The 15,987-nt window shown below is 43.3% G+C and carries 11 protein-coding genes and 2 pseudogenes; 7 read left to right on the top strand and 6 right to left on the bottom strand.

What is annotated here, in order from left to right:
* The first annotated feature begins 378 nt into the window (after window positions 1-378).
* A complete protein-coding gene (locus AC0L6H_RS15720) occupies window positions 379-1,251 on the top strand; it encodes a tyrosine-type recombinase/integrase (protein ID WP_473390064.1) in 873 nt (290 codons plus the stop codon).
* Between the two features lie 10 nt (window positions 1,252-1,261).
* Window positions 1,262-2,447: pseudogene (locus AC0L6H_RS15715) on the top strand (IS91 family transposase).
* Window positions 2,448-3,017: 570 nt separating this feature from the next.
* Here AC0L6H_RS15715 and AC0L6H_RS15710 read toward each other — a convergent pair.
* The gene (locus AC0L6H_RS15710) at window positions 3,018-3,275 is read right to left on the bottom strand and encodes a hypothetical protein (protein ID WP_473390063.1); all 258 of its coding nucleotides are present in this window, start codon (window positions 3,273-3,275) and stop codon (window positions 3,018-3,020) included.
* 979 nt (window positions 3,276-4,254) lie between these two features.
* On the opposite strand from AC0L6H_RS15710, the gene ltrA (AC0L6H_RS15705) reads away from it, so the two are divergent.
* Together ltrA (AC0L6H_RS15705) and ltrA (AC0L6H_RS15700) are read left to right on the top strand one after the other, a co-directional pair.
* Entirely contained in the window at window positions 4,255-5,589 is a 1,335-nt protein-coding gene (ltrA, locus tag AC0L6H_RS15705) for a group II intron reverse transcriptase/maturase (protein WP_473390060.1), read from the top strand.
* Between the two features lie 588 nt (window positions 5,590-6,177).
* On the top strand, window positions 6,178-7,512 hold the full coding sequence (gene ltrA / locus AC0L6H_RS15700) for a group II intron reverse transcriptase/maturase (RefSeq protein WP_473390062.1): 1,335 nt from the start codon (window positions 6,178-6,180) through the stop codon (window positions 7,510-7,512).
* Between the two features lie 77 nt (window positions 7,513-7,589).
* On the opposite strand, the gene AC0L6H_RS15695 is transcribed toward ltrA (AC0L6H_RS15700), so the two are convergent.
* Window positions 7,590-7,952 (bottom strand): hypothetical protein, encoded by a 363-nt coding sequence (locus tag AC0L6H_RS15695; protein WP_473390061.1) that lies wholly within the window; start codon window positions 7,950-7,952, stop codon window positions 7,590-7,592.
* A gap of 598 nt (window positions 7,953-8,550) precedes the next feature.
* Here AC0L6H_RS15695 and ltrA (AC0L6H_RS15690) point away from each other — a divergent pair.
* Entirely contained in the window at window positions 8,551-9,885 is a 1,335-nt protein-coding gene (gene ltrA / locus AC0L6H_RS15690) for a group II intron reverse transcriptase/maturase (protein ID WP_473390060.1), read from the top strand.
* A 69-nt stretch (window positions 9,886-9,954) separates the two neighbouring features.
* On the opposite strand, the gene AC0L6H_RS15685 is transcribed toward ltrA (AC0L6H_RS15690), so the two are convergent.
* Together AC0L6H_RS15685 and AC0L6H_RS15680 are read right to left on the bottom strand one after the other, a co-directional pair.
* A complete protein-coding gene (locus tag AC0L6H_RS15685; RefSeq protein ID WP_473390059.1) occupies window positions 9,955-10,413 on the bottom strand; it encodes a DUF6174 domain-containing protein in 459 nt (152 codons plus the stop codon).
* Window positions 10,414-10,531: 118 nt separating this feature from the next.
* Window positions 10,532-10,906: a hypothetical protein gene (locus AC0L6H_RS15680; RefSeq protein WP_473390058.1), complete on the bottom strand. Its 375-nt coding sequence runs from the start codon at window positions 10,904-10,906 to the stop codon at window positions 10,532-10,534.
* A 366-nt stretch (window positions 10,907-11,272) separates the two neighbouring features.
* Here AC0L6H_RS15680 and AC0L6H_RS15675 point away from each other — a divergent pair, with 366 nt between their 5' ends.
* Both AC0L6H_RS15675 and AC0L6H_RS15670 read left to right on the top strand, forming a co-directional pair.
* The gene (locus AC0L6H_RS15675) at window positions 11,273-12,238 is read left to right on the top strand and encodes an integron integrase (RefSeq protein ID WP_473390056.1); all 966 of its coding nucleotides are present in this window, start codon (window positions 11,273-11,275) and stop codon (window positions 12,236-12,238) included.
* 271 nt (window positions 12,239-12,509) lie between these two features.
* Window positions 12,510-12,632, top strand: a pseudogene (locus AC0L6H_RS15670) (IS110 family transposase); the annotation flags it as partial.
* Between the two features lie 454 nt (window positions 12,633-13,086).
* On the opposite strand, the gene AC0L6H_RS15665 reads toward AC0L6H_RS15670, so the two are convergent.
* Entirely contained in the window at window positions 13,087-13,890 is an 804-nt protein-coding gene (locus AC0L6H_RS15665) for a DUF5677 domain-containing protein (RefSeq protein ID WP_473390055.1), read from the bottom strand.
* Between the two features lie 591 nt (window positions 13,891-14,481).
* A complete protein-coding gene (locus AC0L6H_RS15660) occupies window positions 14,482-15,753 on the bottom strand; it encodes a hypothetical protein (RefSeq protein ID WP_473390054.1) in 1,272 nt (423 codons plus the stop codon).
* Between the last annotated feature and the right edge of the window lie 234 nt (window positions 15,754-15,987).

Raw genomic sequence — 15,987 nt, 5'->3', positions numbered from 1 at the left:
CTTTACTAAATTGACATATCCTAACATGATATTGAGTTGTTACTTAACTATTCAATTTATGAGTTTAAAATGTCAGCATTTAGCTCCTAAGGTGCCTATAAAGGCTCCAATTCTAATAAACAAAATGCAGTATGGATTTTCGCATAATTTGGGGTGCGTATGACCGCAATGGCCGTTAGGCTGCCTTACATGATCAGGCAAAATGGGCAGTTGGTAACGTAGCAGTTTAGATGAATTAAGTCCCCTTAGAGGCAGTTGGACTAAACCGCTCCGCGGTAGTATTGCCGCATTAGACTTACCGTGTATATCAAACTTATCTCTCCGCTTCTAAGCTGAATGAAGGGCAATTTCGCCCTGAACTCACTTAGGAGTGATGTCATGTCACCACAAAATGAAATAGGTTCTCCCCTTCGCCAACGCATGATTGAAGAAATGACCATGCGGAAACTAATGCCGAAAACACAGACGCAATACTTAAGAGCACTGAGGAAACTGACGCAGTTTTTACAGCGTTCTCCAGAAGACGCTACCGCAGAAGAATTGAGAAAATTCCAATACATGTTGGCCGAAACAGGCACATCGAACATCACCATCAATGCCACCTTGCAAGGCTTGAGGATGTTGTATTGCCATACACTCAAACGTCCAAAGGTCATGCGCAAGACCAGTACCTTGCCAGAGCCTCGCAAGTTACCAAATGTGCTGAGCGTTGAAGAAGTAAAACGACTAATGATAGCGACAACCAGCGTGAAGTATAGAACGGCGTTGTCGGTTGCCTATGGTGCTGGATTACGAATTGCCGAAGTCGTCAATTTAAAGGTCTCCGATATCGATAGTAAACGCATGTTAATACGTGTGGAGCAAGGCAAGGGCAAAAAAGACCGTAACGCCCTTTTGTCACCCGTGCTGTTAAAACAATTAAGAGAATGGTGGCGATATGCGCATGCTAACAACTTGATGTTAAAAGGCGGCTGGCTCTTCCCTGGCCAACAAGCCATTGACCATATGTCGACTCGACAGCTTAGCCGAGGGTGTAAAGCGGCGGCTGAAGCGGCAGGCATTAAAAAACGCGTCTCTATGCATACTCTCAGGCACAGCTTCGCTACTCACTTGTTGGAAGATAAAGTCGATATTAGAGTGATTCAAGTACTGTTAGGCCACAGTAACCTTGAAACAACGGTGACCTATACGCAAGTGGCAACTAGATTGTTGCAAACGGTTGTCAGTCCGCTTGATGCACTGTCACAATGAGTAATGGATTATGGACAATCCATCATCAAGACCTGCGCTTGAGGTGGCAGACGTGTTTCGGTTTTATGGTGCGCAGTATAAAGCCAAACAACGAGGTCATCTCAGCCTAAATCAACTTAAAGTGATGTCAGCGATAGAGCGCTGCCGGACGGCACAGTTAGGTGGGCATGAGCTGCATTGCAATAAGTGCGAAACAGACTTAATTGCTTACAACTCCTGTCGAAACAGGCATTGTCCTAAGTGCCAGTCGTCAGCGGCTAAGCGATGGCTTAAAGCTCGGCAAGCGCAACTGCTGCCGGTTGAGTATTACCATGTAGTATTTACGCTGCCAGAAGAAGTGGCGCAGTTGGCGTTTTACAACAAAGCGAAGATGTATGACTTACTCTTTAGTGCTGCGTCGCAAACGCTCAGTACCATTGCAAAAGACCCTAAGCATCTGGGCGCGGATATCGGCAGTACCATGGTGTTGCACACATGGGGATCTGCAATGACGCATCATCCCCATGTGCATTGTATCGTGCCTGGTGGTGGTATTAGTCTCGATAAGCACAGTTGGAAGTCATGTAAAGAAAGGCTTCTTCCTACCGGTTAGGGTGTTATCACGACTGTTTAGGCGGTTGTATATGCAAGGTGTGAGAGAGTTGTATGAAGCTAAACAGTTGCAGTGCTTCGGTAAACTGCTAGATACTGCCAGCTTCGACAATCCAGATAAGTTCCCATCATGGACGCATGCGCAGCAAGATCGAGAATGGGTCGTGTATGCAAAACGCCCCTTCGCTGGCCCTAAAGCTGTGTTAGCTTATCTCTCTCGGTATACGCATCGAGTCGCGATTGCCAATAGTCGTTTGCAAAAGATGGACAACGAACATGTTCACTTCAAGTACAAGGACTATCGACGCAAAGGTAACAACATGCACAAGCTGATGAAAGTCGGCACTGACGAGTTCATTCGCCGATTTATGCTGCACATATTGCCTAGTGGCTTCCATCGTATTAGGCATTATGGCCTGTTAAGCAGCAAGGCTAAACTCAAGCAATCAAGGCAATTACTGGATGCAGCCGAGCCAGCGCCTGAAGAAATAACGAAAGAAACGGACAAACCATCAGCACCGTTTATGTGCCGCGACTGCCATTTACCACTGACAATAACAGGTCTCACTGGTGCAGTGTATCGCCCTAGAGCACCACCGAATTAGGGCAAATGGAAGTGTTAACATGAGAAACTAAATTGCCAATTACCTAGGTAAGGGTGCTGCTGTGCTAAAACATAGGAAAAGCCATATATAGCAATTAACGATGAGAAATCACAGTCGCCAAACGACGAAGGAAAATGAAGAAAAACGACAAAATGACGCATAAAAAATCAGTACAAACAATCAGCCTACTGAGACGTCTACAATGTCAAACCGAAATCCCCATAGCTACACATCACTAGCAACCCACCGCGGTTCCGTCCTTCTGCCATTATCCGCCATCTGTCCTTAAGCAGCTAGGTGGGCTTGTGTTTAGTAGGTGGACAGTTAGCAGATAACCTACAAGATACCGGACGTTAAAAAATCGGTAGATTGATTTAGTATTTGTTAAGTGCTGGATCAAATAGGGTTATTGATTGAAGATACTTGAATGTTTGGTGAATTAAGTATCTTCTCGTTAGCGGACACTCAAACGCTCCGCATAAATGGCGGATAACAGTTGGCTAAACTTAGCGAAGAATGAGCGCCAGCCAACTGTTAGGCGTCCACTTTAATGCGTTTGTTAACTGCACTTTACTCTGCTTCTTCATCATAGATTCTTGTATAATTCTCAAACTCTGTTCCCTTGAGATCAGCTTCTATGACTCTTTTAGCAACTTCAAAATCGACAACATAGTTGCATACCTCCATGGTTCCACTTCCTATGCTGCCACCATCGCAATGGCCCAAACCAGTCCAACCTAAAGTTTCATTCAATCTGTCAATCAGTCTGTTACGCTTATCCAAATCTTCAGATGTTCCAAATCCATCAACGGCATATTCAACGAGCAATATATACTCATCATCGCTAGGTGAGAACCCGTCATTAACTTTATTATCAATCTCTTTTTGGATTACCTTTTCGGCTTTTTTAAAAGAGAGTTTTTTACATTCTTGCTTTCGCCAGTTGTGCCCAATTCACCCCAGTGAACTGTATGGGAGCCATCGTCGTTATCCCATGTCTCCCAGTATTCTTTCTTTGAATCTGAAAATTTGTATAGTTTAAGCACTAAGCCTCCTTGTGCAGTTAACGAGGCTGTAGAATAACTAAAAAGCAAAAATAAAGCCGTGCTCTGTGTTGTTTTTTTGTAAGTTCAATGCTCTTTCCTATCTGAAATTCACGTACACGCCTATTTTTTGTATATTAATCGTACAACTTTTTAATGCAACTTTTACTTGGGGTTTATTCTACAGCCTCAACACTTACAATAAGCGGTTTTGGCCGCTCTTGCCAAAATCCGCTTGATTGTTTTGGTACGCCCAGCATGGGCGTGAACTAATGAGGTGAAAGTCCTCTGTAGGAAAGTCACCGTTTACTTAACTTGATTGTTATTAAACGCTAACTACTAGCGAATGGCAAGGGCAAAACCGCGAGGGATTGTCTGAAGGAAGCCGGACGCAAAACTGCGAGCTGATGAACAAGAACATCATATGAGGCGTAGGCTGGAGGCGAGATAGCCAAAGATATCGAAGCCATGTGATTTAACGGCCACCGTAAATGATGCAGCAGTGCAGGGAAAGTTCACGTCCTTATCTGGGGAGATCTGCTTAACAAGCGATCGGTAAATAACCAGTCAGGCTCTGGTATATAAGTGCCTAGGTTTACTAGCGTCATCGACTAGTAAAAGCGAAAAGATGAAAACCGACAGCGCTTTTAGGGGCAACCTTGAAGGTGATTAAGCAGAAGTCAGCAGACGGCATAGTAGCCAAATGCCCATCGTAATGGTTGGGACACGGTGAAGGCCGAAACACATAGAATAAAGGAGGAGCCTTGTTAAACTTGAACACACGAATGCCGAACGGTAGCGACGTGACTCAGCGTATTGATGAGCAGCCAGCCTTTGGTGTAGATTTACTTGAACGTACTCTTCAAGCAGACAATATTCTGTCTGCATGGAAACGGGTTCGAGCCAATAAGGGAGCCGCTGGCATTGATGGTATGTCCATTGATGACTTCCCGACTTGGGCAAAAGCGGGTAATTGGAAACGTATTATGACTGAGCTTCGTTCAGAACAATACCAACCTTCACCTGTTAGGCGCGTGGAAATTGATAAACCCGATGGCGGTAAACGCCAATTGGGTATTCCTACCGTCATCGACAGGGTTATCCAACAAGCAATTGCGCAAGTGCTAACGCCTATTTTCGACCCAACCTTCTCAGACAACAGTTTTGGGTTTAGGCCGGAGCGAAATGGGCAACAAGCGGTGAAACAGGCACAGGGCATTATTAAAACGGGACGCCGTTTTGCAGTTGATGTCGATCTGTCTAAGTTCTTTGACCGCGTTGATCACGATTTACTCATGACTTACCTTGGCTATAAAGTTAAGGATAAGCGATTGCTTAAATTGATTAAACGCTACTTGCGAGCTGGGGTTATCGATAACCAGTTTTATAGTGAAAGCCGAGAAGGTGTCCCTCAAGGCGGTCCTTTATCGCCGCTTTTAGCGAACATCATGCTCGACCCTTTGGACAAAGAACTTGAGAAACGAGGTCACAAGTTTGCCCGCTACGCGGATGACTTCACAATATTGGTAAGGTCACCTCGTGCGGGTGAACGCGTGCTGGGCAGCATCAGCAGATTCCTGAGTCACCACCTGAAACTGATCGTTAACTCGGTCAAAAGCCACGTCGTTAAGACCAATGAAAGCAAGTTCCTTGGATTCACATTCAAGGGAGGACACATTCATTGGCATCCCAAGACCGTGCTGAAGTTTAAGCAACAGGTCAGAAGGTTAACGAACCGCAACTGGGGCGTGTCGATGCGTTACCAACTTTATAAACTCAGCCAATATTTACGAGGCTGGATAAATTATTTTGGAATAGCGAGTGGCTATCAACGATGCGTCGATCTAGATCATTGGATCAGGCGCAGAGTAAGAATGGCCTACTGGCGACAGTGGCGAAAACCACGCACCAAAATAAGTATGCTATTGAAGTTGGGCGCAAATATAAACGCCGCAGTGGCGAGTGGCACTACCAGCAAAGGGCCATGGCGTAGCGCTAAATCTCCAGGGATCAATCAAGCATTATCGCTTGATTACTTAAAATCTGAAGGGCTTTATTCGCTGCGTGATGGTTGGATTCCACTTCATCATTCTAAGTGAAACGCCCTGTGCGGAGCCGCATGCAGGGTGTTGTGGGGGCTGGAGGTTAGAAACCTCTGGCTACCCGATTGTACGCCCAGCATGGGCATGAACTAATGAGGTGAAAGTCCTCTGTAGGAAAGTCACCGTTTACTTAACTTATTGGTTATTAAACGATAACTACTAGCGAATGGCAAGGGCTAAACCGCGAGGGATAGTCTGAAGGAAGCCGGACGCAAATCTGCGAGCTGATGAACAAGAACATCATATGAGGCGTAGGCTGGAGGCGAGTTGGCACAAGACGACGAAGCCATGTGACTTAACGGCCACCGTAAATGATGCAGCAGTGCAGGGAAAGTTCATGCTCTTATCTGGGGAGATCTGCTTAACAAGCGATCGGTAAACCACCAGTTAGGCTCTGGTATACAAGTGCCTTGGTCTTTGGGTCTCATCAACTCAAAGGAGCGAATATGATGAAAACCGACAGCGCTTTCAGGGGCAACCTTGCAAGTGATTAAGCAGAAGTCAGCAGACGGCATAGTAGCCAAACGCCCATCGTAATGGCTGGGACACGGTGAAGGCCAGAACACATAGAATAAAGGAGGAGCCTTGTTAAACTTGAACACACGAATGCCGACCGGTAATGACGTGACTCAGCGTATTGATGAACAGCCAGCCTTTAGTGCCGATCTACTCGGACTCGCACTTCAATCAGCCAATATTATGGCTGCATGGAATCGAGTCCGAGCCAACAAAGGGGCCGCTGGCATTGATGGCATGTCCATTGATGACTTCCCCGCTTGGGCAAAAGAGGGTAACTGGAAACGTATTATGACTGAGCTTCGCTCAGGACAATACCAACCTTCACCTGTTAGACGCGTGGAAATTGATAAACCCGATGGCGGTAAACGCCAATTAGGCATTCCCACGGTCGTCGACAGGGTTATCCAACAAGCTATTGCTCAAGTGTTAACGCCCATTTTTGACCCAACCTTCTCAGACAACAGTTTTGGGTTTAGGCCAAACCGAAATGGGCAACAAGCAGTGAAACAGGTACAAGGCATCATTAAAACGGGACGCCGTTTTGCTGTGGATGTCGATCTGTCCAAGTTCTTTGACCGCGTTGACCACGATTTACTCATGACCCACCTTGGCTATAAAGTGAAGGATAAGCGATTGCTTAAATTGATTAAACACTACTTACGAGCTGGGGTTATCGATAACCAGTTCTATAGTGAAAGCCGAGAAGGTGTTCCTCAAGGCGGGCCTTTATCGCCGCTTCTGGCGAACATTATGCTCGACCCTTTGGACAAAGAGCTTGAGAAGCGAGGCCATAAGTTTGCTCGCTACGCGGATGACTTCACCATTTTGGTAAAGTCTCCCCGTGCCGGCGAACGTGTGCTGAGCAGTATCAGCAGATTCCTGATCAACCGCTTGAAACTGATCGTTAACTCGGTCAAAAGCCACGTCGTTAAAACCAGTGAAAGTAAATTCCTTGGGTTCACATTCAAGGGAGGCCGCATTCATTGGCACCCGAAGACAGTGCTGAAATTTAAGCAACAGGTCAGACGATTAACGAACCGCAATTGGGGCGTGTCGATGCATTATCAACTTTTTAAAATCAGCCAATATTTACGTGGTTGGATAAACTACTTTGGCATCGCTAGTGGGTATCAACGATGCGTAGATCTAGATCATTGGATCAGGCGCAGAGTCCGAATGGCCTACTGGCGACAATGGCGAAAGCCGCGTACTAAAGTGAGAAATTTAATAAGATTGGGTGTGCATGTTCAGGCCGCAGTTGCTTGTGGTATCACTAGCAAAGGGCCATGGCGCAGTGCTAAAACTCCGGGAGTTAATCAAGCTTTGTCACTTGATTACTTAAAATCCGAAGGGCTTTATTCATTGCGTGATGGTTGGATCGCACTTCACCATCCTAAGTGAAACGCCCTGTGCGGAGCCGCATGCAGGGTGTTGTGGGGGCTGGAGGTTAGAGACCTCTGGCTACCCGATTATGCATCTTACAGGCCTGATAAAATCTGCACAATGCTATAGTTGATGAATCGATAATCTGAATCTACCTCTATATAAATTTGCAAATCACAGTCAAAAAGACTCTCTTGAACAATTGATAGTTTTTCACACGTTGACATACCGGTTTGAGTTCGTGCCTGATATCTATCGTTAAATCTATCGAAACCGAACACCCAGTTTTCACGGGTCATAAACAACTCTATTTTTTCTCTGTCATCTCCTACCGATAAATTGCGTTCAATTTTTTCAGACAATATATTCGGTGTTTCGACAATATTGGAAATTGAGCTACTATGGAAAACACAGGAACTAACTAAAAAAGGGCTCAGTAAAAGTAGCAAAAATTTCATCTTAACTCACAGCTTTGCAATGCATAACACCCACTTAAGCGGCGAAAATTGCTCTTTATTTTTGTCCGCTTGAAGTTTTTGGTACGCCCAGCATGGGCGTGAACTAATGAGGTGAAAGTCCTCTGTAGGAAAGTCACCGTTTACTTAACTTGATTGTTATTAAACGCTAACTACTAGCGAATGGCAAGGGCAAAACCGCGAGGGATTGTCTGAAGGAAGCCGGACGCAAAACTGCGAGCTGATGAACAAGAACATCATATGAGGCGTAGGCTGGAGGCGAGATAGCCAAAGATATCGAAGCCATGTGATTTAACGGCCACCGTAAATGATGCAGCAGTGCAGGGAAAGTTCACGTCCTTATCTGGGGAGATCTGCTTAACAAGCGATCGGTAAATAACCAGTCAGGCTCTGGTATATAAGTGCCTAGGTTTACTAGCGTCATCGACTAGTAAAAGCGAAAAGATGAAAACCGACAGCGCTTTTAGGGGCAACCTTGAAGGTGATTAAGCAGAAGTCAGCAGACGGCATAGTAGCCAAATGCCCATCGTAATGGTTGGGACACGGTGAAGGCCGAAACACATAGAATAAAGGAGGAGCCTTGTTAAACTTGAACACACGAATGCCGAACGGTAGCGACGTGACTCAGCGTATTGATGAGCAGCCAGCCTTTGGTGTAGATTTACTTGAACGTACTCTTCAAGCAGACAATATTCTGTCTGCATGGAAACGGGTTCGAGCCAATAAGGGAGCCGCTGGCATTGATGGTATGTCCATTGATGACTTCCCGACTTGGGCAAAAGCGGGTAATTGGAAACGTATTATGACTGAGCTTCGTTCAGAACAATACCAACCTTCACCTGTTAGGCGCGTGGAAATTGATAAACCCGATGGCGGTAAACGCCAATTGGGTATTCCTACCGTCATCGACAGGGTTATCCAACAAGCAATTGCGCAAGTGCTAACGCCTATTTTCGACCCAACCTTCTCAGACAACAGTTTTGGGTTTAGGCCGGAGCGAAATGGGCAACAAGCGGTGAAACAGGCACAGGGCATTATTAAAACGGGACGCCGTTTTGCAGTTGATGTCGATCTGTCTAAGTTCTTTGACCGCGTTGATCACGATTTACTCATGACTTACCTTGGCTATAAAGTTAAGGATAAGCGATTGCTTAAATTGATTAAACGCTACTTGCGAGCTGGGGTTATCGATAACCAGTTTTATAGTGAAAGCCGAGAAGGTGTCCCTCAAGGCGGTCCTTTATCGCCGCTTTTAGCGAACATCATGCTCGACCCTTTGGACAAAGAACTTGAGAAACGAGGTCACAAGTTTGCCCGCTACGCGGATGACTTCACAATATTGGTAAGGTCACCTCGTGCGGGTGAACGCGTGCTGGGCAGCATCAGCAGATTCCTGAGTCACCACCTGAAACTGATCGTTAACTCGGTCAAAAGCCACGTCGTTAAGACCAATGAAAGCAAGTTCCTTGGATTCACATTCAAGGGAGGACACATTCATTGGCATCCCAAGACCGTGCTGAAGTTTAAGCAACAGGTCAGAAGGTTAACGAACCGCAACTGGGGCGTGTCGATGCGTTACCAACTTTATAAACTCAGCCAATATTTACGAGGCTGGATAAATTATTTTGGAATAGCGAGTGGCTATCAACGATGCGTCGATCTAGATCATTGGATCAGGCGCAGAGTAAGAATGGCCTACTGGCGACAGTGGCGAAAACCACGCACCAAAATAAGTATGCTATTGAAGTTGGGCGCAAATATAAACGCCGCAGTGGCGAGTGGCACTACCAGCAAAGGGCCATGGCGTAGCGCTAAATCTCCAGGGATCAATCAAGCATTATCGCTTGATTACTTAAAATCTGAAGGGCTTTATTCGCTGCGTGATGGTTGGATTCCACTTCATCATTCTAAGTGAAACGCCCTGTGCGGAGCCGCATGCAGGGTGTTGTGGGGGCTGGAGGTTAGAAACCTCTGGCTACCCGATTTAGATTTCGGTTGCAGCAGAAACCTCGAATTCACTAATCTTAAAAAAGCATTCGTCATCAATAGTATCCTTATCCCAATCAACATCGATTAATTCAGGGAAGCCAAAGTATGGGTGATATTTAACTTCTGCGCTATATGACAGCCTAATCGCTTTTTCTGCTTGCGCAAAAACATCGTCAATTTTTAACGATTCGTTTGCAGGTGTTTGCCCAATCGGAAACTCAAAATCACGACCTTTTTCATGTTCAATCTTATATGAAAATAGCATCATACAGCCATAAGTACTTGTATAGTGATACGATATTGGCTGGGTTTGTTTCCATAATTCTTTATTCAACGCTAACTCTGAAAGTTTAACCTTGTAACTTTCATCCAAATGAAAAATAACCCATGCTCCCAAAAGGAAAATGGTAAGGATGATAATTGCCGCAATTGTAATAGGATTACGTGAGTCCAATAACACCTCTAGAAATCTAACGCCGTTGTAAATTGCAGTTTTGGAGGAGCCCGTTTGTGCTACTAAGCACAAAAAGGAGCGACGGAAAAACTGTCAATTTGACAACCTTGTTAGCCACTTAGAACTCCTTACTAAATTCAGGGAAACCGTATTTTATTTTAAGGTCTAGGTACGTTTTTTCTGACATTGGTCCCTGCGTAATCTCATCTAGGTTCGCGTACCCACTATCTTTTACTCTATCTATATAGAAGTAGAATACCCGATCATCATCTGGTTCTTTCTGCTTTGCTACAACGTAACGGTCATTAATTCCGACAGCAATGACGTTTGCCGGTACCCGTCCGATAGTTACGGAATGTGGTTGATCGTCAAACCTCTTTGCTAGCGTGACATTGCCATCGATCCAGTGAACCTCATAGGGATGATGCTCCCACAGAGTTCCAGAATCACAGCCGTATAAGCAAAAAATAATAAAAAATAGTAAATTCTTCATTCGTATGGCTAACAACTTATTATGAAGACTTCATAGTAACAACGGGCTGTAGTCATTTTGTAAACTCTCCATACTTATTTATTATCAATAGCTTACCCTCTTTTTGATAATAATTTCCACCACTTTTTCTGCGGTTACTATGAATTCATAGTAACCGCACACACTGTTTCTTCATAAATCGATATAAAACAATAGCCTAAAGCAAGTAAGTTCGTAAATCACTGTTGTTACAATGAATTCATAGTAACAACAGTGATTAAATTAAGCTAAACCCCTGTCTTATATAGCCTGTAGCTTTATTTCCATCTTTGTAAGATGTGGATTGCTGAGCATTTTCAGTAACCACATCATACTAAAAAGGAGTCAATGATGGCTAATTCACCATTTTTAGAAAGTATTCGACATGTCATGAGAACGAAGCACTATTCAATTCAAACCGAAAAAACCTATCTTCTATGGATAAAGCGTTTTATTTTGTTCAATCAGAAACGCCACCCTAAAGACCTTGGTGAGCAAGAGGTGACCCAATTCCTGACTCACCTCGCGGTTAATCGACAAGTTACCTCCTCTACTCAAAACTTGGCGTTGTGCGCCATTGTATTTATGTATAAGCATATCTTCGATAGGGAGTTAACACTGCTACCTGATGCAGTAAGAGCGAGAGCGCCTACTCGGGTTCCTACCGTGCTTTCACACAAAGAAGCGCTGTCTGTCATTGAATTAATGACGCCCAAGTACAGACTGATGTTTTCATTGCTATACGGCAGCGGACTGCGCAAAACGGAATTACTAAAATTACGCATTAAGGATATCGATTTAGAGGCTAAAACTGTCTTTGTATTTCGAGGAAAAGGCGGCAAAGATCGCACCACAATGTTACCTAAGAAGTTGATAGAGCCATTAAAAGCACAGATAGAAAGAGTACGCGCCATACACATGAAGGATATTGCCGAAGGCAATGGAATGACAAGTTTACCGCCGAGCCTAGCCCGAAAGTACCCCTACGCTGTGAAAGAGTTCAAATGGCAATACTTATTCCCATCCACGAGCCGTTGCGAACATCCTTATGATGGATATTACTGCCGACATCATCTCCACAGCACTGCCTTGGCAAAGGCATTAAAACTAGCGGTTAAGAAGTCGGGTGTTACAAAGCATGTAACTGCCCATACATTCAGGCATTCTTTTGCTACTCAACTACTAATTGCCGGAGCTGATATTCGCACAGTGCAAGAGCTACTGGGGCATAACGACTTGAGAACAACTCAAATTTATACCCACGTGATTGGACAGCATTCAGCAGGGGCAGTCAGCCCATTTGATATTGATTAATGAAAGCGGACGACTGTCCGCTTTTTCTCACTAACGATGATATTGCAGAGAGGAGTTTGTTGAAACTCAATATGTTTAGAAACTTTCAATCTAGGTTGTTGTAAAAATTTTAACTAATCTAAATTGAATTGCGTAAGTCTGCTATTGGATGGGACTTGCCAGTCGAAAAACTGAAACTCACCGATGAAACCTGAACAAAATTATGAAACTATATTAAGAAATATCAAACATTATTATAATTTATCAAACTTTATTATCGTTGGACACGACACTGCAAAAACGTATGAGTAAAGCCAAAGCATTATCCGCACTCGCTCATAAAATCGGAAGGTGTGTGTATTTTATGTTGAAAAACCAACAGGTGTTTGATGAAGAGCGTTTTTTAAATGGGTAAGTCGCTCTTTGGCATGAGCTATAGCGTCTAACTGGCACAACGGCGAGTATCTAGTTATTGCACAAACCTCTGCTGTGAGCAGCTTCAATAACGATACCAATAGACCTAAACCACTTGCGTTTGATTAGACAGGCCAAAGTAGCGCAATCTAAAGCTTTTATTCGAATTTGCTTACACCTTCACTGAGCCCCGCACTAACTGGAATAATCAATAGCCACTTAGTTTTGAATAGGACAGAGGAAGGTTAACCGATGAATGTCTAGTGCCGTTGCCCGTCAGATGGAATTGAAAAGTGCAACATAAAGAGCCTCTATATGTGTTTGACGTAGGCAATTTGCCTAACATCAACCATGACAGACGAAGTAATCAGGTTCGATAAAAGAATTTAGCTTGATCTTGAAAAAGTGATCAATGGGATATCTTTTTTCATTGACAGGCCAGAGGCTCATATGTGTTATGTGCTCTCACTCAAGCCCTCAGAGTATAAACCTATTATTGCTTCAGACTCATCTTTGGCGAACTCTAAGCACCATATTTCACCAATTGTTCTCACCATATCTGCAACATATGAAGCAACATATGAAAGAACTAGACCTGCAAATGCCTCATGTAAATCTTTGCCATGAATTCTAGAGTGAACTATGGCACTTATCGCCGAAGGCGTGGAGTGAGTATTAGTAGATAGGATTTTGTAAATACCATTAAACGTATTCACATCCAGACCACGACTTTCGCATATTTCAGTTTGATTCATATCCGAGCACTTTCGTCCTTTGAGGATCTGCCTTTGAACCTCAGGCAAAAGGGATTTAAATTTAGCGCATTCTTTAATTTTACGTTTAAGCTCATCGCACTTTTCTTGGAGCGAATCGAAGCCTTGCTCTTCGCCACCAATAAACTTCGAAATCTGCATTGTAGATTTGTTATCATGAAAATCGTAAAGATAAAATCGAAAGTTCGAGACATCATTGTCAATGCTCTCTATGCAGTAATACCAGTGCAGGTTAGCCGCTTCAATCAGGCTCCTAGAAATTGAGCAAAAAGATGGAAAATCGAATAGCTCTTCTGCATCAGTGAACCTTGAGCCTGGGAGAACTCTTACTAGTGACATGCACTCTGGAACAACTTTCGCCAAATAGTATGTTGATATTTTCTTCTTTCTATCTTCAGTTTGAACACCATCAAATTGCTGAGACAAGTCATATGCTATCTCAGTTATAAAATCAAAATCTTTTATTAATTCTTGAAGGTTACTCATGCTTCAGAAGGCACTTATCTTCTATTATGAAGACTTCATAGTAACGACGGGTTACTGTCATTTACTAGACTCTCCATACTTTATTATTTTAAATACCTTACCAACTTTTTAATAATAATTACTACCACTTTTTCTGTTGTTACTGTGACGGCATAGTAACAAAAGCCTGCAAAACCGTTTTGAACATAAGGATTAGCTGGCCTAACCGGTGATTTTTAGTGGTATTGAATATAAATTATTGAGAAGGGTGCTTCGAAGAATGTCCGCTTTTCTGCTAAGGGGGTTATGTTGATGTTAAAAGGTTCTCAATACTCTAACTTGTTAAGTACTTTTCCAAAGCCCCTCAATAATATTTGGCGAATGTCTGCAATTGCCGTAAACTTGCCTGTCAAAGAATGCGACTATAAACGTACAACTTTTTAAAAACTTCCAAATCTCTATGCCCGCTTAAAGTTATATAAGAGACTGTTAAGCAAGCTAGGACGCCTAATTTGAACTGACCAGATAGTTTTTAATCTAATAAATTTAACTCAATAATTAGAGAGATTTGAAGAACAAGATTTCAAGCGCTATTACACAATTTTGAAAAAATTAGTGAATACGTGAGTATGTGTGTCCATCCAAGAGCCTTTGCACCTGAAGCACGTTAAGAGCGCCAATTTTTTCCGCAATCTTTTCAACTGGCAAACCCATTCTATTGAGGTCTCGAGCTGTACGAACTTGTTCGACCGTCAAACGGTCATCGGCTCCACAAATTATTTTTGCTGCATAATCGTCATCTTTCCACATTTCTGAAAGAAGCAAATTCGGCACACCTTTCATTGGGTTCAAACGTTCCGCTGCTTCAATTGATGCTCTTCGCTCTTTTAACGACGGTCTTCCCTTATTCAGACAGCCAAGCTTATGTAACTCGCGTATACCTTTGAAGCCACCCGGAATCATATTGAGAGATCTACCCTTTTCCATCTCAATATCGACTCTAGCCTCTTCCCAAGCCATTATGTCAACGTAAGACTGATTAGCCACTATTAGCTCTGACATAAAATCTACACGCTCATCTTTTGCGAATTGTCTCCAAGCGTTGTAAAACGTTTTATTTTTGCCTGATTCGATGCCGTGTATATGTTCCTTCATTCTCACCAACCAACTTCGGGATGTAATACCAACATAACTGTAACGTGGTTCTTCTGGAAGTCCTTCGAGTGTGCCAGCTTTATTAATCCATTCACGCACATAGGATTCTGGATGCTGAACTACAAAGCTGTGATAGTAACCCATGTGGCCCTTAGGTTTTAGTGGGAACCCTTTCATTAGGTACTGAATAGGAACTGATATACGCCACACATGTCCCTTAAAAGTTGCTTTGTAAAGGTGAAGCACTGCTCGATGCTCTTCTGGCGGTCTATAGCAAGATCTGCATTTGCAATCACTGATATTATATACCTGAATTGTTGATTCTAAAGATGTTTGCTTGCTCCAACCTTCTTGAAATTTTGGCATGTCTCTCTCAAATCCATTTCTAATAGTCAGGTCAAAAGGAGCCGGATAAAAAGAGAGCTCCCGCATTAATTGAGGATTCGATATTAGCTTTTGATTGTATTTTTCCATCTTATCCACTACACCAAGCACTGTACTTTTGTGTTCGTCAGGCAGGTACAGGGGCTTTACACCGCCCCCTCCCATACGAACAACTGCTTCTTGATTTAGTGCAACAAGATCTACATCAATCAGTTTGGCTAGGAGACTGTATTCAAAAACGTTACCGAGAAGGCGTTTTACCTTCTCAGGATCAACGTAACGTAGCAGTTCTATTTTTGTTCGTTGACGCGGAATTTGCCGTCTATTTGTTACACCGATTCTCATATTTGATGCCTAATCCTCTTTCTAAACTATGTGTTTAGTATTTACTTTAGATGATATTTGCCACTTACATCTAAGGAAATGTTTTTCGATGATACATTAATTAGGTTTTTATGACAGAATCTCATCTGAAAAATCAGCTATTATAGATAATTTGACAAAAATTTATGACAACTGATATATTTACTGTGCAGCAAAAAAATAAATTTACTCAACCCGTTGTTATAGCTATAGTTT

The sequence above is a fragment of the Glaciecola sp. G7-5 genome (genome assembly GCF_055808975.1).
This window is presented reverse-complemented; position numbering and strand designations above follow the sequence as displayed.